The organism is Micromonospora sp. NPDC005710 (genome assembly GCF_040630995.1).
Lineage (GTDB): Bacteria > Actinomycetota > Actinomycetes > Mycobacteriales > Micromonosporaceae > Micromonospora.
Genome location: NZ_JBEXYP010000020.1, coordinates 1 through 21082, shown reverse-complemented (window position 1 = coordinate 21082; position 21082 = coordinate 1). Strand labels below are relative to the sequence as shown.

At 72.4% G+C, this 21082-nt stretch carries 18 protein-coding genes and 1 pseudogene; 4 read left to right on the top strand and 15 right to left on the bottom strand.

All coding sequences use genetic code 11. The annotated features are described in order from the left end of the window. Positions 1-148: 148 nt before the first annotated feature. From ABZ406_RS23970 to ABZ406_RS23930, 9 genes are all read right to left on the bottom strand, one after another. Positions 149-979, bottom strand: a complete 831-nt coding sequence (locus ABZ406_RS23970; RefSeq protein ID WP_357765660.1) for a shikimate dehydrogenase — start codon at positions 977-979, stop codon at positions 149-151. A gap of 36 nt (positions 980-1015) precedes the next feature. Further along, entirely contained in the window at positions 1016-2212 is a 1197-nt protein-coding gene (mltG, locus tag ABZ406_RS23965) for an endolytic transglycosylase MltG (protein WP_357765657.1), read from the bottom strand. Continuing rightward, positions 2212-2670: a Holliday junction resolvase RuvX gene (ruvX, locus tag ABZ406_RS23960; RefSeq protein WP_357765654.1), complete on the bottom strand. Its 459-nt coding sequence runs from the start codon at positions 2668-2670 to the stop codon at positions 2212-2214. Before ruvX ends, mltG begins: the two co-directional genes overlap by 1 nt. Positions 2671-2742: 72 nt before the next feature. Then, positions 2743-5421 carry an alanine--tRNA ligase gene (gene alaS, locus ABZ406_RS23955; RefSeq protein ID WP_357765652.1) on the bottom strand — a complete coding sequence of 893 codons (2679 nt, stop codon included), beginning with the start codon at positions 5419-5421 and terminating at the stop codon, positions 2743-2745. Next, complete coding sequence (locus tag ABZ406_RS23950; protein ID WP_357765647.1) at positions 5418-5723, bottom strand: hypothetical protein; 306 nt, start codon at positions 5721-5723, stop codon at positions 5418-5420. The genes alaS and ABZ406_RS23950 overlap by 4 nt, the downstream gene beginning before the upstream one ends. A 30-nt stretch (positions 5724-5753) precedes the next feature. Then, positions 5754-6218 (bottom strand): DUF948 domain-containing protein, encoded by a 465-nt coding sequence (locus ABZ406_RS23945; RefSeq protein ID WP_357765644.1) that lies wholly within the window; start codon positions 6216-6218, stop codon positions 5754-5756. 149 nt (positions 6219-6367) lie between these two features. Beyond that, positions 6368-7063, bottom strand: a complete 696-nt coding sequence (locus tag ABZ406_RS23940; protein WP_357765864.1) for a hypothetical protein — start codon at positions 7061-7063, stop codon at positions 6368-6370. Positions 7064-9558: 2495 nt separating this feature from the next. After that, positions 9559-11097, bottom strand: a complete 1539-nt coding sequence (locus tag ABZ406_RS23935) for a replication-associated recombination protein A (protein ID WP_357765641.1) — start codon at positions 11095-11097, stop codon at positions 9559-9561. 74 nt (positions 11098-11171) lie between these two features. Next, a complete protein-coding gene (locus ABZ406_RS23930; protein WP_030335598.1) occupies positions 11172-11393 on the bottom strand; it encodes a hypothetical protein in 222 nt (73 codons plus the stop codon). 139 nt (positions 11394-11532) lie between these two features. Between ABZ406_RS23930 and ABZ406_RS23925 the strand changes: the two genes are divergently transcribed. Beyond that, positions 11533-12273, top strand: a complete 741-nt coding sequence (locus tag ABZ406_RS23925) for a GNAT family N-acetyltransferase (RefSeq protein WP_357765638.1) — start codon at positions 11533-11535, stop codon at positions 12271-12273. A gap of 37 nt (positions 12274-12310) precedes the next feature. Here ABZ406_RS23925 and ABZ406_RS23920 read toward each other — a convergent pair whose 3' ends face one another. The 4 genes and pseudogenes from ABZ406_RS23920 to aspS form a co-directional block, all read right to left on the bottom strand. Next, a complete protein-coding gene (locus ABZ406_RS23920; RefSeq protein WP_357765635.1) occupies positions 12311-13597 on the bottom strand; it encodes an MFS transporter in 1287 nt (428 codons plus the stop codon). 46 nt (positions 13598-13643) lie between these two features. Further along, a complete protein-coding gene (locus ABZ406_RS23915; RefSeq protein WP_357765632.1) occupies positions 13644-14252 on the bottom strand; it encodes a helix-turn-helix domain-containing protein in 609 nt (202 codons plus the stop codon). 63 nt (positions 14253-14315) lie between these two features. Further along, a pseudogene (locus ABZ406_RS23910) lies at positions 14316-14786 on the bottom strand (sugar nucleotide-binding protein); the annotation flags it as partial. Positions 14787-14889: 103 nt separating this feature from the next. Beyond that, positions 14890-16695 (bottom strand): aspartate--tRNA ligase, encoded by a 1806-nt coding sequence (gene aspS, locus ABZ406_RS23905; protein WP_357765629.1) that lies wholly within the window; start codon positions 16693-16695, stop codon positions 14890-14892. 154 nt (positions 16696-16849) lie between these two features. Between aspS and ABZ406_RS23900 the strand changes: the two genes are divergently transcribed. Further along, entirely contained in the window at positions 16850-17578 is a 729-nt protein-coding gene (locus ABZ406_RS23900; protein ID WP_357765626.1) for a DUF998 domain-containing protein, read from the top strand. 106 nt (positions 17579-17684) lie between these two features. Then, positions 17685-18320: a DUF998 domain-containing protein gene (locus ABZ406_RS23895; protein ID WP_357765623.1), complete on the top strand. Its 636-nt coding sequence runs from the start codon at positions 17685-17687 to the stop codon at positions 18318-18320. 81 nt (positions 18321-18401) lie between these two features. Here ABZ406_RS23895 and ABZ406_RS23890 read toward each other — a convergent pair whose 3' ends face one another. Then, positions 18402-19448, bottom strand: a complete 1047-nt coding sequence (locus tag ABZ406_RS23890; RefSeq protein ID WP_357765620.1) for a S1 family peptidase — start codon at positions 19446-19448, stop codon at positions 18402-18404. 346 nt (positions 19449-19794) lie between these two features. Next, positions 19795-20271, bottom strand: coding sequence for a helix-turn-helix domain-containing protein (locus ABZ406_RS23885; RefSeq protein WP_357765617.1), 477 nt, complete (start codon positions 20269-20271; stop codon positions 19795-19797). 55 nt (positions 20272-20326) lie between these two features. Between ABZ406_RS23885 and ABZ406_RS23880 the strand changes: the two genes are divergently transcribed. Next, positions 20327-20833 (top strand): PaaI family thioesterase, encoded by a 507-nt coding sequence (locus tag ABZ406_RS23880; protein ID WP_357765614.1) that lies wholly within the window; start codon positions 20327-20329, stop codon positions 20831-20833. Positions 20834-21082: the final 249 nt, after the last annotated feature.

The following is a 21082-nucleotide window of genomic DNA, read 5'->3' as shown; positions in this document are numbered from 1 at the left end:
ACAGTTTTCCGTAAGCGCGTCTTAACCCTCAGCTAAGAAAACACCTCGGAGAAGCCAACGGGCTCTGGCCGGAGCCCTTCCCACACCATGCCCGCGGAGCCCGCCCACAGTCAATGCCCTCGATGGCTGAGCCCGTCTGACCGGTCCGTCAGCCGGCGCGAGCTGCCGTCAACGCGGCAGCCATCGCCACCCTCGGCGCGGTCACGCCGGTGAACTGCTCGAACTGCCCGACCGCCTGGGCCAGCAGCAGATCCAGACCGGAGACGATCCGGCAGCCGGCCGCGTCGGCGGCCGTCGCCAACGGTGTCGGCCACGGGTCGTAGAGCGCGTCGAAGAACACCGCGCCCGACCGCCAGGCCACCGTGCCGGCCAGCGGGTCGGCGACCCCCTTCGGCACCGTGGAGACGACCACGTCGGCGGCGGCGAACCGGCGGGGTGCGTCGGCCCAGGGCGCGGGCGTCAGTGTGACGCCCACCGCGCCGGCCACCTGGCGCAACTCGTCGACCGCCTCGGGCCGACGGGCCACCACCGTCACCGACGAGCAGGCCAGCTCCGCCGCCGCCGCGAGCGCGGCGCGGGCCGTCCCGCCGGCGCCGAGCACCGTCACGGCGGCACCCGGGGTCACGCCGGCGTCGGTGAGCACCCGCACCATGCCGGCGACGTCGGTGTTGTCCGCGTACCAGGAGCCGTCCGGACGTCGTACCAACGTGTTGGCGGCACCGACGGCGGCGGCGACCGGCGAGGCGGCGTCGGCCACGGCGAGCGCCGCCTCCTTGCCCGGCATGGTCACCGACAACCCGGCCCACTCCGGGCCCAGGCCGGCGACCAGACCCGGCAGCTCCGCCGCCGCGCACTCGATCCGGGTGTACGACCAGTCGGCCAGCCCGGCGGCGACGTAGCCCGCGGTGTGGATCACCGGGGAGAGGGAGTGCGCGATCGGCTTGCCCAGCACCGCGGCTCTACGAATCGACACGGTCATCACCGGTCACCGTCGACATCACGTTCAAGTCCCCGGTCAGATGATGCCGGCCTCGCGGGCCTTGTTCTCGTTGCGCCGCTGCTCCTCGTACGTCTCGGCGAAGGCGGAATGGCCCTGCTTGTCGATCGCCACGAAGTAGAGCCACTTGCCGGACGGCGGGTCCATCGCCCCCTCCAGGGCCTGCTTGCCCGGATTGTTGATCGGGGTGGGGATCATGCCGCGCAGCTTGCGGTTGTACGGGTTCTTCGAGTCGTCCAACTCGGCCGCCGTCATCTGCTTGGACGACTTGGTCGGCTTGCCGATCGACTCCAGGTAGTAGTTGACTGTGACGTCCATCTCCAGGCAGTTGCAGTTGAACTCGCCGTACACCCGGTTGTAGGCCACCCGGGCGACCTTGCCGAGGTCGTCCTTGTTGCCCGCCTCGGCTTGGGCGAGGGAGGCCACGATCAGCGCCTCGTACGGGCTGACACCGCCGCGTTCCTCCTGCACCCGGTCGGCGAACTTCATCTCACCCGTCACCGAGAGGAAGCGGTTCACCATCAGCTTGAGGACGCTCTCGGCGGTGGACTTCGGCGGGATCTCGTACGTGTCCGGGAAGAGGAAGCCCTCGACGGACTTGACGGACTTCTTGCCGTCGGCGCGCTTGAACCACCAGTCCGGGACGCCGAGCGCCTCCGGGTCCTTCGCGGCGGCCTGGAAGTCCTTGACCGGAATCTTGGTCTTGTCGGAGAGCAACTTGTAGATGTTGAAGCTCGTGCGGCCCTCGGGGATGGTCAGCCCGTTGACGATTTTGTTCTTCAGGTCGAGCATCGCGGTCACCGCGTTCGCGCCGCTCATCTGCTTGCGCAGCTTGTACGTGCCCGGCTGGATGTTCTTGCTGCGGGAGTTGGCGTCGGCCGCCTCGATGAAGGCCTTCTGGCTCTTCACCACGCCGGCCGCCACGAGGGCGTCGGCCATGTCGGCCAGCAACGCGCCGTTCTTGATCTCGACGGTGATCTCACCGGAGCCGCTGCCGTCGTAGTCGGGGGTGACGAAGTAGTTCTGGATGCGGTCGAAGCCGTAGAACGCGCCGCCGCCGATGCCGCCGAGCAGGAGCAGGGCCATCAGCAGAGCCAGGAACGTCTTGCCCCGGCCGCCACCGGACCCGCCCTTGCGGTTGCGGAAGCCGCGCCGGTGCCGACCCTTCTCCCCCCGCTCCGCCTCGTCGAACCCAAGATCCAGATCGTCGATCATTACGTCCGCCTCCGCTGCGCGTCCAGCCAGCTCTGCAGGATCTCCACCGCGGCCGCCTGATCGACAACCGCACGTTGACGTTTACCTCGGACGCCACGCTCGGCAAGCCTACGAGAAGCGACCACGGTCGACATCCTCTCGTCAGTGAGCGTTACCGGGACAGGCGCAATCACATCGACCAGTCGGTCAGCGTACGCCTTCACCTGGACGGCCGCAGGGCCGTGTTTGCCGGCGAGATTGACCGGAAGACCGACGACAACCCCGACGGCCTCGTACTCGGCCACCAACGCGGCCAGCTCGGCAAGATCGCTGGGCACCGCGTCCGGCGCCGCCGTGAGATCACGGGCCAGCGTGACCAGCGGCGTCGCCAAGATCCCGTCGGGATCCGAGCGGGACACGCCCACCCGCACCTGACCGACGTCCACGCCGATTCGCACACCACGCGTCAGCTCAGCCACCGAACGTCACCACGGACCGGGTACGAACCAGGGCGGACCAGACGGCCCGCCCTGACTCACAGTAATGATCAGTCACGCCTCGGTGATCGCCTTCTCGACGGTGAGCAGCAGGTTCGGCGCCTCGGCCGCCGGCAGACCGCCGCCCTGCGCGAGGTCGGGGCTGCCACCGCCGCGCCCGGAGAACGCCGCCTTCACCAGATCCGACGCGGCCAGGCCACGGCCCCGCGCCGCCGCGTTGACAGCGACCACCAGGGACGCCTTGCCGTTCGATCGGGCCGCCACCGCGACGACCGCCGGCCGCGCCGGGTCGATCTTGCCGCGGATCTCCTGGGCCAGGGTCCGCACGTCGTTACCGGCCGCGCCCTCCGGCGCCTCGGTGCCCACGTACGCGACCCCGCGCACGTCCTTGGCCTGCGCCGCGAGCGCCGCCGCGCCACCCAGCACCAACTGGGCGCGCAGCTTCTCCAGCTCCCTCTCGGCGTCCCGAAGCTGGGAGACCGTCTGCTCCACCCGGTCAGCGACCTGGTCGTTCGGCACCCGGTACAGCTCCGCCAGCCGGGAGACGAGCAGGTGCTCCTTGGCCAGGAAGCCGAAGGCGTCCATGCCGACAAGCGCCTCGACCCGGCGGACACCCGACCCGATGGACGACTCGGAGAGGATCTTCACGAGGCCGAGCTGGGCCGACCGGGCCACGTGCGTGCCGCCGCACAGCTCACGGGCGTAGTCACCCACCTCGACGACCCGCACCTCCTCGCCGTACTTCTCGCCGAAGAGCGCCATCGCGCCGATCCGCCGCGCCTCCTCCAGCGAGGTGATGAAGGCGTGCACCTCCAGGTCGGCCAGGAGCACCTCGTTGACCTGCTGCTCCACGTCACGCAGGACGCTCGGCGACACCCCGGTCGGGGTGTTGAAGTCGAACCGGAGTCGACCGGGCGCGTTCAACGACCCCGCCTGCGTGGCGGACTCGCCGAGGAAGTTGCGCATCGTCTGGTGCACCAGGTGCGTGGCGGTGTGCGACCGGGAGATCGCCCGACGCCGGGTCGTGTCGATCTCGGCGAAGCCGGCCTCACCGGCGCGCACCTCACCCCGGATGACCCGGGCGCGGTGCACGATCAGACCCGGCACCGGCTGCTGCACGTCGAGCACCTCGACCTGCCCGCCACCCACCGTGATCATGCCCTGGTCGGGCTGCTGGCCACCGCCCTCGGCGTAGAACGGGGTGGTGTCCAGCACCAGCTCGATGGTGTCGCCCTCGGTCGCCGCCTGGCGCGGGCCGTCGGCGCCGAGCAACGCCCGCACCGTCGACTCGCGGGACACCTCGCTGTACCCGGTGAACGTCACCGGCCCACCCGCGTCGAGCACCGAGCGGTACGCCGACAGGTCGACGTGGCCGGTCTTACGGGCCTGCGCGTCCGCCTTCGCCCGGGTCCGCTGGTCGGCCATCAGCCGGCGGAAACCCTCGTCGTCGACGCTGAGGCCCTGCTCCGCGGCGATCTCCAGGGTCAGGTCGATCGGGAAGCCGTACGTGTCGTGCAACTGGAACGCCTTCGCCCCCGACAACGCCGAACCACCCGCCGTACGGGTCTCCGCGATCGCCGTGTCCAGGATCGTCGTGCCCGCCCGCAGGGTGGACAGGAACGCCTCCTCCTCCGCGTACGCGTAGTCAGCGATCCGGTCGAAGTCGGTCGCCAGCTCCGGGTACGACGGCGCCATGCAGTCCCGGGCCACCGGCAGCAGCTCGGGCAGCGCCCGCTCCTGCCAGCCCAACAGCCGGATCGACCGGATCGCCCGGCGCATGATCCGCCGCAGCACGTACCCACGGCCCTCGTTCGACGGGGTCACCCCGTCGCCGATCAGCATCAACGCCGTCCGCACGTGGTCCGCGATCACCCGCAACCGCACGTCGTCCGGGTGCGACTCGCTGGCCACATGCCCGGAGTGCGCCCCGTAGCGCTTACCGGTCAGCTCCGCGGCGCGGGCCAGGATCGGCCGGACCTCGTCGATCTCGTACAGGTTGTCCACACCCTGCAGGATCGAGGCCATCCGCTCCAGGCCCATGCCGGTGTCGATGTTCTTCGCCGGCAGGTCACCCAGGATCGGGTAGTCCTCCTTGCTGGTGCCCGGACCCCGCTCGAACTGCATGAACACGAGGTTCCAGAACTCCATGTAGCGGTCCTCGTCGACCGCCGGGCCACCCTCGCGGCCGTACTCCGGACCCCGGTCGTAGAACAGCTCGGAGCACGGACCGCACGGCCCGGGAATGCCCATCGACCAGAAGTTGTCAGCCTTGCCGCGACGCACGATCCGCTCGGCGGGCACCCCCACCGACCGCCAGATCTCATACGCCTCGTCGTCGTCCAGGTACACCGTCGGCCAGACGCGCTCCGGGTCCAACCCGAACCCGCCGTCGGCCTGTGACTTGGTGACCAGGTCCCACGCCAGCGGGATCGCCCCGGCCTTGAAGTAGTCACCGAACGAGAAGTTGCCGTTCATCTGGAAGAACGTGCCGTGCCGGCTGGTCTTGCCGACCTCGTCGATGTCCGGGGTACGGATGCACTTCTGCACACTCACCGCCCGCTGGTACGCGGGTGTCTGCTGACCCAGGAAGTACGGGACGAACTGCACCATACCGGCGTTGACGAACAACAGGTTCGGGTCGTTGATGGCGGGCAGCGGAGCGGACGGCACCACGGTGTGGCCATTCGCCTCGAAGTGCGCGAGGTACCGCCGCTTGATCTCCGCCGTCTTCATCGCTGGTGTTCCTCCGGAAAGATTTCCCGATCACCGATACGCGGGTCTTCCCGCAGGTCGGCGAACTTGTCGTCGAACGCCTCGCCCTGGGCGAACGCGTGGTGGATCTCCTGCTCGCGTTCGGCCATCCCTACACGGACGTCCTCCACGAAACTACGCAGCGACTCGACGAGCCCGCCAGCGGATTCCGTCAGCGAGCTGGCGACACCCGCCGGCGTGTACGCCTGGGCGGTCCGGGTCGCCTTGCGGACCACGATCACCCCGACGGCGACGCCGATACCGAGCCAGAACAAGCGCCTCATGTCCCGCAACCTCCTGATGCGCCGGGCCGGTCAGCTGTTGCCGCGTCGCGCGGCCCGTCGCTGCTGCTTGATGGTGTCGCGTACCTCACGCTCGGTCTCGGCGTGCCGGCGGCCGGCGGCGGCCTTACGCACGCCGTAGCCGAACGCCGCCACCTTCACCAGCGGGTTGGCGGCCGCGGCGGAGACGACAGTGGCCAGGTTGGCGACGTTGGCGGTGACGTTCTGTGCGTGGCTGGTCATGGTGTCGACCTTCGCCAGCTGGAGGTTCACACCGTCGAGCGAGATCTGCACCTGCTCCAGCGCGGTGTTGACGTTCTTCACAGTGGTGTTGACGTCACCGAGCAGCGGCGCGGTGCGGTCGTTGAGGTCGTTGATCATGCGGGTGGTCGCGTCAACCGTGTGCCGCAGCCGCAGGATGGGCAGCGTCAGGATGAGCACCAGCACCGCGAACGCGCTTGCCGCGATCAGCGCCGCGATCGCTCCAATGTCGCTCACGCCTGTCCTCCTCAAGCAGAGTTCCGCAGGATCCGACGTCCCCGGAACGCACAACCATGGCACCCGTACCGGCCGCCGAATAGTCGGCGGTCACCGGTAGCGGGCGTGCCCGCCAGCCCCAGACCCTACCGTCCGTGATGGAGACCGGCTCAGGACGGTGAGGGTGTCAGCTCACCCAGCGGATCCGCACTGACAGTGGGGAACGGATCCTCACCGGTCAGTGAGGGGTCGGTGCTCGGCTGCGGCCTGGTCCGCTCGTCGTCGATCGAGTTGCGGACCTTCACCGACACCAACGAGCCGGTGCACCCGGTCGCAGCGGCCGACGGGTCCGTGGACGGTACGACCGCCGGCTCGCCGTCGACAGGCGGCGGCACGCAGGTCGGCTCACGCACCCACAGGTCGAGCGTCAACTCGTCGCGACGCCAGCAGGTGTAGCTGCCCTTGGTCTGCTGCTCCGGGCAGCGGCTCACCTTCCAGGGCCGCCACCCGTCCTGGCGCAGCGCGTCCTCGTAGACCTGCGCGGTGTCCTTGGGCGCCTTCTCCGAGGTCACGGTGCGCTCGCGCAGTCGGCAGTCGAGCAGGCACCACCGGCTGCCGCTGACGTCGTCGACGGTCTTCGTGGCCGCCCAACCGGGCACGTTGAGCTGGTCCAGGTTGTCGAAGACCGGGTCACGGCTCAGCGTCCGGATGCCGAAGAAGAGCGGCACCGCACCGAGCAGCACGACGCTGACGAGCACCAACGCCGCCGCACGCAGCCGCCGTCGTTCGCGGGTCTGTCGCCGTTCCTCGGAACGGGCCCCCGAGGCGACCTCGTCGTCCGGGGCGTCCTGTCCGGCCGACCGCAGCGCCGGCCCGTCGGAGGGCTCCGGACCCGGCCGGTCCACCGGGCCGGACGCGGAGGGCACCACGGCGGCGGCGCGGGCCACGCCGACCGGCTCGCCGCCGCGTCCGGGCGGCGGCACCGGCGCGACACCGCTCGGCTCGGCACGACCGGGCTCCCGAGGCGGGGGCAGCGCACGACCGGCGGCACGGTCGGCCGGCGCGGGTCGGCCAACCGGCGCAGCGGCACGGGCCGGCCCGGTCGGTGTCGGCTCACTTGCCGTCCGCTCGGCGGTCGGCGGCAGCCCGCCGGGTGGGCGAACGGCGGCACGAGCCGGACCGTCCGGCCGTGAACGTGGCGGACCGTCCACACCCGGCGGCACCGCCGCACGAGCCGGACCGTCCGGTCGGGTCGCGTCCCGGGGTGCCACGTCGCCACCCGGGCCCGGTCGCACCGGGCCGTCAGCGCCACGGTGCCCGGGGCCGGGTGCCGGCGCGTCGCCGGGAACGGGCCGCGCCCGGCCGGGTGGGGCGGAGCGGACGGCCCCCCGAGCTGTCGGACCAGTGCCGTGGGCGGGTCGCCCGGCGGCGTAGCTGTCGTCGCCCTGATCGGCGGGTCCCTGTCGACCGGCACCGTCGGGGCCCGGCTCGGCTGCTGGACGACGACGTCGGCCGGTCGGATCCGGGGCGGGTGGTGCGTCCGGACCGGGTCCTGCCACGGCACGGCCACGCCGCCCGGTGGGATCCGAAGCGGGCACTGCCGCGGCGCCCCGCCCACGGGCGGGCCGTTCACCGGTCGGCGGATACTGCAGCGCCTGCTCCCCGGTGGATCCCGAGGCGTCGGGCCGGACGGCGCGATGACCGGCCGGTGCGTCCGCGCCCGGGTCGACGGGCGGACCGGCGGGCCGGCGGGCGGTGTTCTGCTCCGCTGCCGGGTCCGGCACGGCGAGCCGGCCGGACGCCTGGTCGACGAGATCCGCCGGCCCGGTGGGCGGTGCCGGACGGCGACCCCCGGCCGGTGGGTTGCCGTCTCGGCGGTTGACCACCGGCAGGCCGGGGTCGGTGTGGGGCAGTCGGCCGGCCTGGCGGAGCCAGTCCGCGGGCCGCTCCGGCCGGTCCAGGCGCGGTGTGCCACCCGGGGGCGTTCGACGTTCCGGTTCGTCGGAGACGACCCGGCGGCGACCGGTGCCGTCGGCGGGGCCGGTGGGCAGCGCACCGCTGTGCGTGCCGGTCGCCTCGGGCACCGACGACGCGTTGCCCGAGCGGGACACCGGTGGGGCGTTGCCCGAGCGGGACACGGGTGGGGCGTTGCCGCCGCGGGGTGCGGGTGGGGCGTTGCCCGAACCGGGCACGGGTGGGGCGTTACCGGCGCCGGGCACGGGTGGGGCGTTGCCCGAGCGGGGCACGACCGGCTCGTCGGGTTCCGCGGCGCGGCGACGCCCGCCGGCTGCCGGACGAGGACGCTCGGGAGCACGTTGCCCGGCGGGTTCGGGCGCACCGGGGTCGGCCGGGCCCGGACGACGCCGGGCCGTACGCGGGTCACGATCGATGGCGGGGTCGGGCCGCAGCCCGCCCGCGGGCGGAGGCACGACGCCGGCCGGCGTGCCGTCGAAGCGGGCCGGACCGGTGGCGGTGGGTGCTCCGGCGGCCCGCGCCGGGTCGGTCGGCGGGCCGGCAGCACGCCGACCGGCGGGCGTGCCGTCGGCAGGTGGCACGGCACGGCCGGGCTCGATCGGCTGCTCGGGGCCCGGCCGGCGGCCCAGCGGGCCGGCGTCCGGACGGCGGAGCGGCGGCATGGCGTCGGGAGCGGCCGGGTCCTGATGACGGCCCGGTGGAACAGCGGCGTCCGGGCGACGGCCGGTCGGGGCGCCTGCGGTCGGTGGGCCCACGGGCGGGCCGGCGGGAACCGCCGCACCGCGAGGACGGGCCGGACCGCCAGGCGCGTCGGGTGCCGGGCGAGGCCCGGCCGGGTCGCCCCCGCCCGGACGGGCGGTCGGCGCCGACAGTGGTACGGCAGCGCGGGCGCCGGGCACCGGCTGTACCCCGCGGCGGGGCGGCTGACCTGGTGCGCCGGGGCTGGCGGGCGGCGGCCGGTCGTCCGGGCGGCGGCCGGTCGCCGGGGCCTCCCCCGGCCAGGGGCCGTCGACCGGTCGACGGGTGGCGGCACCGCCCGGCTCGGTCTGGCGCGGGGCCGGCGGTGTCGAGGGCTCCGGCCCACCGCCGCGCGCACCGGCCGGCTCTGCCGGCGTACGCGGGGCGGGTCGTGCCGGCGGTCCGGCCGGGTCTGCCGGCGGCATGCCGGGGCGGGGTCGGTTCGGTTCGGCAGGTGCGCCGTCCGGGCCCAACTCGGTGCGCTGCTGCTTGGCCGAGCGCAGGTCGTCGATCCAGCCGAACTCCTCGCCGGCGACCGGCTCCTCCGGCTCGGGCTCAGCCGGCCGGCCGCGACCCCAACGACGGGTCTTGGCGCGGGGATCGCGCCCCTCGTCCGGGCCCTCGTCCGGGCGGTCCCCACCACGCGATCTCACTGTTGACCCTCTCCTGCGGCGTCGGTGCCGCTGCCCTGCATCGTGCCGGGGGCACCCGCGCCCGTCGTCGGACGGGTGACCCCCGGGGATAGCGCTGGCGCGGTCTGCGCCGTTACGGACGGCTCGGATGTCGGCGTCTCCGGGCGGGCGGCCGGGGCCGGCAGACCACGCACGATCCGGCGCAGGAGCGGCAGCCGGCTGGCCACCGCCCGTTCCGCGCCGTGTGGGCTGGGCTGGTAGTAGTCGGTGCCCACCAGGTCGTCCGGAACGTACTGCTGGGTGACCACACCGCGCTGGTCGTCGTGCGGGTAGCGGTAGCCGGTCCCGTGGCCCAACCCTCGGGCACCGGAATAGTGCGCGTCGCGCAGTCCTCGCGGCACCGGGCCGCCGCTACCGGCGCGGACGTCGGCGATCGCGGCGCCGATGGCGGTGGTGGCCGAGTTCGACTTGGGAGCGGTGGCCAGGTGGATCACCGCCTGGGCGAGGTTGAGCTGCGCTTCGGGCAGCCCGACGTACTCCACCGCGTGCGCGGCGGCGGTCGCGACGCTCAGCGCCCCCGGATCGGCCATGCCCACGTCCTCGCTGGCGAAGATGACCAGACGACGGGCGATGAACCGGGCGTCCTCACCGGCGACCAGCATCCGGGCCAGCCAGTGCACCGCCGCGTCCACGTCCGAGCCGCGCATGCTCTTGATGAAGGCGCTGACCACGTCGTAGTGGGCGTCGCCGTCGCGGTCGTAACGCACCGCCGCCACGTCGACCGCCTGCTCGGCGGTGGTGAGGTCGATTCGCCCGCTGCCGAGGGCCGTGGCGGAGGCCGCCGCCGCCTCCAGGGCGGTGAGCGCCTTGCGGACGTCACCGGCGGCCAGCCGGACCAGGTGGTCCTCGGCCTCGGTGGTCACTGCCAGTGCGTCGTCCAGGCCACGCTTGTCGGCGACCGCGCGGCGCAGCAGGCCCCGCACCGCCTCGTCGTCAAGCGGTTGCAGGGTGAGCAGCACGCACCGCGACAACAGCGGTGAGATGACCGAGAAGTACGGGTTCTCGGTGGTCGCCGCCAGCAGGGTGACCGTACGGTCCTCGACGGCGGCGAGCAGCGAATCCTGTTGGGTCTTGCTGAACCGGTGCACCTCGTCGATGAACAGCACCGTCTGCGGGCCGCCGGATCGGCGCTGGCGGCGAGCCGCCTCGATCACCGCCCGGACGTCCTTCACGCCGGCGGAGAGCGCCGACATGGCGACGAAGCGGCGGTCGGTCGCCCCGGCCACCAGGTGCGCGATAGTGGTCTTGCCGCTGCCCGGCGGGCCCCAGAGGATCACCGACATCGGTGCCCCGCCGTGGACCAGTTGCCGCAGGGGCGCACCGGGAGCGAGCAGGTGCTCCTGCCCGACCAACTCGTCGAGGGTCACCGGGCGCATCCGGACGGGCAGGGGTGAATCGTCGGCCACCGCGGTGAAGCCGTCGACACCGGCGGGACCGTCGGGCGCGGTGCGCGACCCGGCGGGTTCACCAAGGGAGAAGAGGGCGTCGGACTCCATCACGAAGACAGTACCGGGCCGGGCCCACGACGCCGGAATCGCGCCGCGGGCCCGCCACCGGTGATCGGTTCCGGTCAGCCACGCCCGGGGCGACGACCCCGGTACCAGCGGCCACCGCCGCCGCCACCGCCACCGCGCGGGCCGCTGCCCACGCCGGCGAGGTAGAGCGAGAGCAGGAGAAGTCCGATGAGCACGAGGGTGTTCCAGTTGAACAGGTCGGGTGCGCCGAAGTTGGTGTCGAGCAGGTCGAGCAGCAGTGCGAAGCCAAAGACGATTGCCGCGAGAATGGCGAGCATGTCGGTCCTCCGGTGGGGGTTCCCAGTAGGTCGGCGCGTGATGTACCCAATCGGTCGACTCGCCAATCTCCACCGTGGAGACGGCCACCCCGCACCGGCCCTGCGCAGGTGATCCACCCCGGGCTCCTAGGCTGGACGCATGATCATCGACGACCGGAGGCTCCAGGATCGGAGCGCCATCCTGGCCGCCGTCGGCCATCACCCGTTCGCCCGGCACGCGCTCGGGCGGGCCGTACCGGCGCTCATGTACCGGCGCGACGGCGCCGTACTGTGGCTGGTCCCGCCCGAGCACGGACCCGCCGCCTGCGCGATCGGCCCGGCCGAAGCGGCGCTGGAGATCTGTGTCGCGCTCGCCGCCGACGGGATGCTCCAGCCCGGTCAGCGGCTGCACCTGCCGAGACACGATCGCGCACTGCTGGCCGACCGGTTGGCGGTGGCCGACCACAGCGACTGGGACTTCCACTGGACCGACACGTCGCCTCCGACACAGCCGCACGAGCAGTCGGTGGTACGCCTCACCGACGCCGACCAGCCGGAGCTTGCGGCACTCGTCGGCGAGTCGTTCCCCACCAGCACGTCCCGCCCGGGCGACCCACGGGTGGTCGACTGGTACGGCATCCGGGCCGGCGGCCGGTTGGTGGCGTGCGGCGCGGACCGCAGCCAGGGTGACATCGGATTCCTCGCCGGCCTGACCGTCGCCCCCGACCACCGCGGACGAGGGCTGGGCGCGGCCCTGACCGCCGGGATGACCCGGGCGCTGCTGGCGCGCCACGACATGGTCGGGCTCGGCGTCTACACGCACAATGTCGGCGCGGCGCGGCTCTACCGTCGGCTCGGCTACACCTTCACCCTTCCGCTCAGCTCCATCCGCCTCGTCTGACGCGCAGGGCCCCCTCGCGAACGAGGGGCCCCTGTGCTCAGCGGTCCGCGGCGGGAACCGGAACCGCTGTCGGCTCGACAACCCGGGCGGCCCGGCGGCCGGCCAGCCAGGCGGGCAGGTACAACGGGGCGGCGACGGCCAGCACCACAGCGCCGACCACCATCGCGGTACTGATGCTGGTGGCGGCGGCGAGCGCGGTGAGCACCACCCCACCGAGAGCGGCGGCCGGTTGCGCCATCATCGAGTTCAGCGAGAGCACGCTGGTCCGGTACGGGCCGTCGACCTGCCGGTGCAGCAGCCCACTGTGCAGCGGGTTGGACGCGCCGTGCACGGCGTAGCAGGCCAGGTACGCCACCAGCACCCCGACCGGCCCGGCGAACAGTCCCATCCCGACCACCGTCACGCCCTGCAGGACGCGCAGCAGGGCCGCACCAGGGGCGGCACCGAACCAGCGCAGCAACAGCGGGGTCAGTGCCGCGCCGGCGGCCGAGGCGAGCCAGGCGGCCGAGTTCGCCGGCCCGAGCAGCACGGCCGCACGTTCCGGGTCCCCGATCACCTCGGCGAGCCGGACCGGAAGCAGCGACTCGAACGTGATCATGCCGAAGCCCCAGAACAGCTCGACGGCCACCAGCGCCAGCAGCACCCGGGAGCGACGCAACAGCCCCACTGCCTGCCCGATCATCCGGGGCGCCTGGATCACCGAGGACCGCAGCGCCGCGAACCCCGTGGCCGGCCGCTCCTCGACAAGCAGCACCACGAGCGCGACGAGCGCCGCCGCCTGCGCGACGATGGCGGCCAGCACGGGCACCGTGAGGGCGGTGACCGGCCCGATCGGGCCGAGGGCGATGAGACCACCACTGAGCAGCGCGCCACCCCCGATGGCCCCACCGATGACGGTGCCCGCGTGGCCGAGACCACGCTCGTACTCGGCCTCCGGGTCGGCGGCCAGTGTGGCGTCGACGTACCAGGACTCCAACGGGCCGCTGTCCAGCGCCCGGTAGACGCCCTGCAACGCCCACACCACGAAGAACAGCACGAACGAGTCGGCCACTGCGAACAGCGCAAGCGAAGCGAGGTTGAGCACGCCGGCGGCGAGCAGCACCGGCCGCCGACCGAGAGCATCGGCGAGGCCCCCGGTGGGCAACTCCAACGCCAACACCAGCAACCCCTGCGCCGTGCCGACCAGGCCGATCTGCGGCAACGACAGGCCGCGCTCCTGCATCAGCAGGATCATCACCGGGATGATCAGACCCGTGGGTAGCCAGCGCAGGCCGTACAGCGTCAGATAACGACCGCGAACCTGACGTACGGTCAGCGCGCTCACGACGACACCCCCGTTCGCGACTGCGGGGCTCGCGAACCCGGCTCACTCATCGCAGGCCCTCGCGCAGCGGGTAGCTGGCCAGGAAGACCTGCACCGGGCGGGCCTCCGGGTCGACAGAGTCGGCGGAGTCGGCCTCGCGGTGGTAGCGCTCCAGCACCTGCCACACCTCGGCCTTGAGCTCCTCCAGTCGGCCGGGCGGGATGGTCATGAAGATGTCGCCCATGCCGAAGCCGTCCCGCCAGGCGGGTGACCACTCGTGCTGGGTGGCGAACCAGCGGTCAGCGGTCTCGACGAGAAGACGCACCTGGTCGCCCTGGATCCACTCGATCGCGGCCCGGGCGTCGGGGTCGTCATCGAAGTCACTCGGCTCCCAGTTGGTGACGTCGTGCGCCGCCTGCCACCAACGTTGCCGTCCACTGCCTCGGTCGGGGTCTTCGATGACGAGCCCGACCTCGGCGAGTTGGCGCAGGTGGTAGCTGGTCGCACCGGTATTCGTGCCGAGCAGTTCGGCGAGGGTGGTGGCGGTGGCGGGTCCCTTCACCCGCAGGGCGCCAACCAGCCGCATTCGGAGCGGGTGTGCCAGCACTCGGACTTGCCGCTTGTCGATGCGGACCTCACGTAGCGCCGCGCGCGGAGCGTCTTCATCGTTCACCATGACTGCACACTATCTCTGCACACTTCCTGTGCACAACTATTGTGCACAGGAAGTGTGCAGGAGTCAGCGGGCCAGAACCTCACGTACTCCGCGTAGCCGGGTGCGCAGCAGGACCGCCGCCCGCCCGGAGTCCAGGCGTACGTCCAGAGGGCGGACCAGGCCGGTGGCCGCGCTGGTGGTGGTCTTCAACCCGGCCGGGTCGAGGCCGTACCGCTCGGCGACCAGCAGGCCCAACTCCGCCCGGCTGACCGCATCCGGGCCGGCCACGTTCAGCAGGCCGGCGTACGCCGAGGCGACCAACTCCAGCACGGCGTCGGCCAGGTCGGTGACGTCGATCGGGCAGCGCAGCTCGTCGCTGAACAGGGTGGCCCGGCCGGCGAGCGCGTCCCGGCAGAGCTGGATCTGCTTGCTGCCCTCCCCCACGATGAGGGAGGTCCGGACCACTGCCGCGCCCGGGTCGATCGCCCGCACGGCGGTCTCGGCCGCCGCCTTCGCGGCACCGTACGCGTGCACCGGCGTGGGCGGTTCGTCGTCCCCGACCACTCCCCCACCGACGATCAAGAGGTTTGCGTCATCTCGCCGGGGGATGATGACGCAAACCTCTTGATCAACCAAGCAGGAGCGGGGTGGGGGTCGGTCAGACCGGGTCTGCTACCGGGGCTGCCGGGCCGGCTGTGCCCGTGTGGGCCGTCGCGGCGGGCTTGGGCTTGGCGTCGATGCCGGCCTCAAGGCGCTGCTCGGCGGTGATCGGGGTGGGGGCGCTGGTCAGCGGGTCGAAGCCACCCCGGGTCTTCGGGAAGGCGATGACCTCACGGATGGAGTCCGCGCCGGCGAGCAGCATGCAGACCCGGTCCCAGCCGAAGGCGATGCCGCCGTGCGGCGGAGCGCCGTACTTGAACGCCTCCAGCAGGAAGCCGAACTTGTCCTGCGCCTCCTCCGGCGTGATGCCGAGCAGGTCGAAGACGCGCTTCTGCACGTCGCCCCGGTGGATACGGATCGACCCGCCGCCGATCTCGTTGCCGTTGCAGACGATGTCGTACGCGTAGGCGAGGGCGCGGTCCGGAGCCTCCTCGAACCGGTCGACCCACTCGGAGTTCGGCGAGGTGAACGGGTGGTGCACCGCCGTCCAACCGCCCTCGTCCGTGCGCTCGAACATCGGCGCGTCGACCACCCAGCAGAACGCCCACGCGCTCTCGTCGATCAGGCCGGACCGCTTGGCGATCTCGACGCGGGCCGCCCCGAGCAGCTCCTGGGCCTCCCGGGTGGTGGCGCTCGCGGCGAAGAAGACCGCGTCGCCCGGCTTCGCGCCGACCGTGTCGGCGAGCCCGCCCAGGTGCTCGGCGGACAGGTTCTTCGCCACCGGGCCGCGCGCCTCGCCGGTCTCGGCGTCCAGCACGACGTACGCCAGGCCACGGGCGCCCCGCGCCTTCGCCCAGTCCTGCCAGCCGTCCAGCTCCTTGCGGCTCTGCGCCGCGCCACCCGGCATCACCACGGCGCCGACGTAGCCACCGGCGTCGATCGCTCCGGCGAAGACCCGGAACTCGGTGCCGCGCAGGTACTCGGTCAGCTCGGTCAGCTCCACGCCGTAGCGCAGGTCCGGCTTGTCCGAGCCGTACCGGGCCATCGCGTCGTGCCAGGTGATGCGCGGGATCGGTCGGGTGATCTCGTGCCCGGCCAGGTTCTTCCACAGCGACGAGACGATGGCCTCGCCGAGGTCGATCACGTCGTCCTCGGTGACGAACGACATCTCGATGTCGAGCTGGGTGAACTCCGGCTGGCGGTCGGCGCGGAAGTCCTCGTCGCGGTAGCAACGGGCGATCTGGTAGTACCGCTCCATGCCGCCGACCATCAGCAGTTGCTTGAACAACTGCGGCGACTGCGGCAGCGCGTACCAGCTGCCCGGCTGGAGGCGCACCGGCACCAGGAAGTCGCGGGCGCCCTCCGGCGTGGAGCGGGTGAGCGTCGGCGTCTCGATCTCCAGGAAGTCCCGCTCGTGCAGCACACCCCGGGCGAGCTGGCTGGCGCGCGAGCGCAGCCGCAGCGCGTTGGCCGGGCCACTGCGACGCAGGTCCAGGTAGCGGTACCGGAGTCGGATGTCGTCGCCGGCCTCGATCTGGTCGTCCACCGGCAGCGGCAGCGGGGCCGCCTCGGAGAGCACCTCCAGCTCGACGACTGTCACCTCGACCTCACCGGTGGGCAGCTCCGGGTTCTCGTTACCGGCCGGGCGGCGGGTCACCTCGCCCACGACCTTCACGCAGAACTCGTTGCGCAGCGCGTGCGCATCTTCCTCGCGGAACACCACCTGGACAACACCGGAACCGTCGCGCAGGTCGACGAAGATGACCCCGCCGTGGTCGCGGCGGCGGGCCACCCAGCCGGCGAGCGTCACCGTCGAGCCGGCGTCCGCGGCGCGCAGGCTTCCGGCATTGTGGGTACGGATCACGGCTGGCAACTCCTCATCGTGGAACAGTCCTCACCCGCATTCTGTCAGGGGTGGCCGCCCCGCCTCCGGGCACCCGGCAGGCCGGCCCGATTCGCTGGTGGGGTGGGCCGGCGAACCCGACTCCCCCGGCAGCCGGGCCGGTTAACGTGGCGAAATGCGGCCCGTACCGAACTGGGCTGTCGCCACGGCGGCGGCTGCGCCCGTCCTGCTGGTGGCCGGTTGGACGGTGGCGGAGGCCCGGCAGCCCATCGGGTACGACCCGGTCCGGGACACCATCAGCGAGTTGGCGGGGCAGGACGCCACCGACGCCTGGATCATGGTGGTGGCCCTGGTGCTCCTCGGCTGTTGCTACCTGTCGGTCGCCGCCGTGTTGCACGCCGCCGGGCTGCCGAGCCGCTTCCTGCTCGCGATCGGTGGGGTGGCCACCATCGTGCTTGTCGCCTTTCCCCGGCCGCCGGTCGGCGGCTCTGTCAGCCATGGCGTCGCGGCGACGGTGGCCGTCCTCGCCCTCGTGCTCTGGCCGGCCGGTTCAGCGCTGCGGCTGCCGCGCGGTCACGACAGCGAGCACCCCACCCGACCGGAGCCGCCGTGGGCGTTTCGCCGGACGGTGGGGCTGAGCGCCACGCTCGTGCTGCTCGCGCTGTTCGGCTGGTGCGCGTTCGAGGTGACGAGTGGATCCCGCACCGGGCTGGCCGAGCGGATCACGGCGGTGGCGGTCTCCCTCTGGCCGCTACTGGCGGTCCTCTCCGCCCGGCGGGCGCACCTCGCCTGGTCGACCGGCGGCACCGTCCGCGTCGGCCCGGACCTGCCGACCATCGGCGTCGTACCCCCGGATCCGCTCGGACCTCCGAGCGGGCCCGCTTCCGGCGACCGGCTCCCGTGAGACCTCACCCCGTCTGATCCTGCCGTCGGGCTCGCACCCGCAGGCGGCTGCGCGGCCCGGACGCGGCCTGGGAACCGCGGTGCTGTCGCATCGCTACGATCGCCCGATGTCTGCCGTTCCCCGCTGGGCCCTGCTGTCGGCTGGTGGCGCACCGGTGTTCCTCGTCGGTGGCTGGACCCTTGCGCAGGCCGCGCAGTCCGACGGGTTCGACCCGGTGCGGCAGACCATCAGCGCGCTCGCCGCCACGGGCGCGGACCATCGCTGGATCATGACTGTGGGCCTGGCCGGCCTGGGCCTCTGTCACCTGGCGACCGCGCTCGGCCTGGTCAGCGCCGCGCCGGCGGGTCGGGCGCTGCTCGCGCTGGGCGGGCTGGCGACCCTGGTCCTGGTCGCGTTCCCGCAGAACCCGGGCGGTGACTCGACCACGCACGCCGTGGCCGCCGGTGTGGCGTTCGGGGCGTTGGCCGTCTGGCCGGCCCTGGCCGGGCCCGGTCGGGCGACGCCATCCCCCGACCAGGAGCACCGCCACCCGTCGGACGGCGGACGGGATCCCGTACGCCGGGTGGCGCTCGCGGCGGCGGCGCTCCTCCTCGGGCTGGTCGGCTGGTTCGCCGTCGAGCTCTTCACTGACGGGACATGGATCGGGCTGACCGAGCGGCTGGCGGCGGGTGCCGAGGCGGTCGTACCGCTGGCCGCCGTGCTGGTCTCCCGGTGGCGGCCGAGCGCGTCCGGGCCTGGTTGACCGCCGTCGCGTTGGCCCGCTTGGCTCCGAACGCGACGCGGGCCGCCGGAGTGTTCCGGCGGCCCGCGAGCGGTGCGTGGATCAGAAGACGCTGACGCCGTAGCGGCTGAGCGCCTCGGTGACCGGCTGGAAGTAGGTAGTGCCACCGGAGCGGCAGTTGCCGCTACCGCCGGAGGTCATGCCCAGGGCGGTGCTGCCGGCGAAGAGCGAGCCGCCGCTGTCGCCCGGCTCGGCGCAGACGTTGGTGCGGATCAGACCGGAGACGGAGCCCTCGGCGTAGTTCACAGTGGCGTTCGTCGCGTTCACCGAGCCGCCGCGCAGGCCGGTGGTGCTGCCGGAACGCTGCACCGACTGGCCGACGGAGGCGTTGCCGGCGCCGGTGATGTCCTGGTAGCTGCCGTTGTAGAGGTAGACGTTACCGGCGGCGTTCGCCGAGTTGTTGTGCCGCACGATGCCGTAGTCGTTGCCCGGGAAGCTGGTGCCGGTGCGGGTGCCGAGCAGCGCGGTCTGGGCGGAGTTCGAGTACCAGCTGGCCGAGATGTTGGTGCAGTGCCCGGCCGTGACGAAGTAGTAGGTGCTGCCACTGCGCACGTTGAAGCCGAGCGAGCAGCGCCCGCCCCCACCGGCGTAGATGGCCTGGCCGCCGGAGATCCGGGTGCTCAGCACGCCGGCCTCGGCCTCGACCCGGACGGCGCCGTTGGCCCGCGCGGCGGCGGCCTTGACGCGCTCCAGCTTGGCGCCGGTGACGGTGCTGTCCACGGAGACGACGACCTGGTTGGTGACCGGGTCGCTCCACCAGGCGGTGCCCGGGATCTTGGCGGAGCGCTCGAGCTCGGCAGTGGCCCGGTTGAGCTCGGCGGCGCCACGGGTGACGTAGCGGACGACGGCGCCGGCCTTGCTCGCCTTGCTGGCGGCGGCCGCGTCGGTCACCGTGACGACGGACTTGCCGCTGGCGTCGATGTACGAGCCGGCGGAGCGGTCGCCGAGTTGCGCGGAGATCGCGGCGGCGGTGTCGGGCGACGCGGCGGGAGCGGCCTGAGCGGGCGCGCCGATGAGCGAGCCGACGACCAGGGTTCCGGAAACGGCGACTGTAGCCGCAACACGGAATGATGACCTCGTGGGTCGCATGTAACAAACCTCCTGGGCGGGGGAGCGGGTCGGCCGGGGGCGGCTGACCCGAGGGCAACCCGGCCGATCTGCGAAAACCGGCCGGATGAGACTGAAGTATTCACATACTTAAGATCATTCACAAGGCTTGGATTCGCCCGGATCCAGCGACAGTGATCCGCCACTCGGCCGCAACACCCCTGACACGCTGGGGAACAGCCACCGTCACACCCGACCGACATCCGATTCAGATTAGACGGGCACAACCATCGATGCGTTGATGCGCCCCGTACACCCGCACCGGGGCGACCGGACGGCGGACGCCGCGCGACGGGCGGCGGGCGTCAGGGGCGTGGCGGGCGCGGTGTCAGGGGGTACGGCGACGGGCGCCGGGGCCCGGACTGGGCACCACGTCGCGGGGGCGGGCCACGTCGTGTCCGTCGGCGCAGCGCAACTCGGCGCGGACCTCGGCGCCGCAGTCGCGGTGCCTGACGGTGAGCGGCGGACCCTCCGCGTCGGCGAGGTACCTGTCACCCCACCCGAGGACGGCGACCAGCACCGGCCACAGATCCAGCCCCTTCTCCGTCAGCCGATACTCGTGACGGAGCCGACTGCCGGGCTCCCGGTACGGCTCGCGACTCAGCACACCCTGCTCGACGAGGGCGGCGAGCCGGTTGGTGAGCACCTGGCGCGGAATGCCGGTGCGGACCCGCATGTCGTCGAAACGGCGTACGCCGGTGAACACCTCGCGGAGGACCACGAGTGTCCACCGCTCACCGAGGACCTCCATCGCGCGGGCGATGGTGCAGTTCTCCACTGACCAGTCCAGAGCCGGGGGTCGCATCCGACCAGGCTAGGTCTCGTTGACAGACTCAGCAACCGGCTGCCAGGCTGCGTCCATGACGCAGACGCAGGAACCAGCGCGTAGCCGTACCTTCACCTGGTCGGACCCGTCGGTCAACGCGGCCCAGATCGGTCGACGCGGCGGCCTCGACATGCTCCGGGCGATGATCGCCGGTGACTTGGCCGCGCCGCCGGTGATGCACCTTCTCGACATGACCCGGATGGAGGCCGACGAGGGTCGGGTCGTGGTCGAACTGACGCCGCAGGAGTTCCACTACAACCCGCTCGGCAGCGTCCACGGTGGCGTGCTCTCGACCCTGCTGGACACGGCGGCGGGGTGCGCCGTGCACACCACCCTGCCCGCCGGCGTCGGCTACACCTCGCTGGACCTCAACGTGAAGTTCCTCCGCCCGGTCACCGTCGACAGCGGCACCCTTCGCTGCGAGGGCACCGTGCTGCAACGCGGCCGCCGCACGGCCCTGGCCGAGGCGCGCATCACCGACACCACCGCCCGCCTGGTAGCCCACGCCACCAGCACCTGCCTCCTCCTCCCCCTCCCCTAACCCGAAACCCCCTCCCGCCCCTCCCCAGGCCCCGCCCTCGCTCGGGTGATCAAGAGGTTTGCGTCAAAAAACCGGCTGCCGGTGACCGAAACCTCTTGATCAACCACGAGCAAAAGAGGGGTTGGGGTGGGGTGGGGTGGGGTGGGGGTGGGGGCGATGAAGTCGGTGCGTTCGAGCCGCCACAGCTCCCGCGCGTACTCGACGAAGCGCAGGTAGCCGTCGCCCTCCCGAGGGCCGCAGACCCGGGAG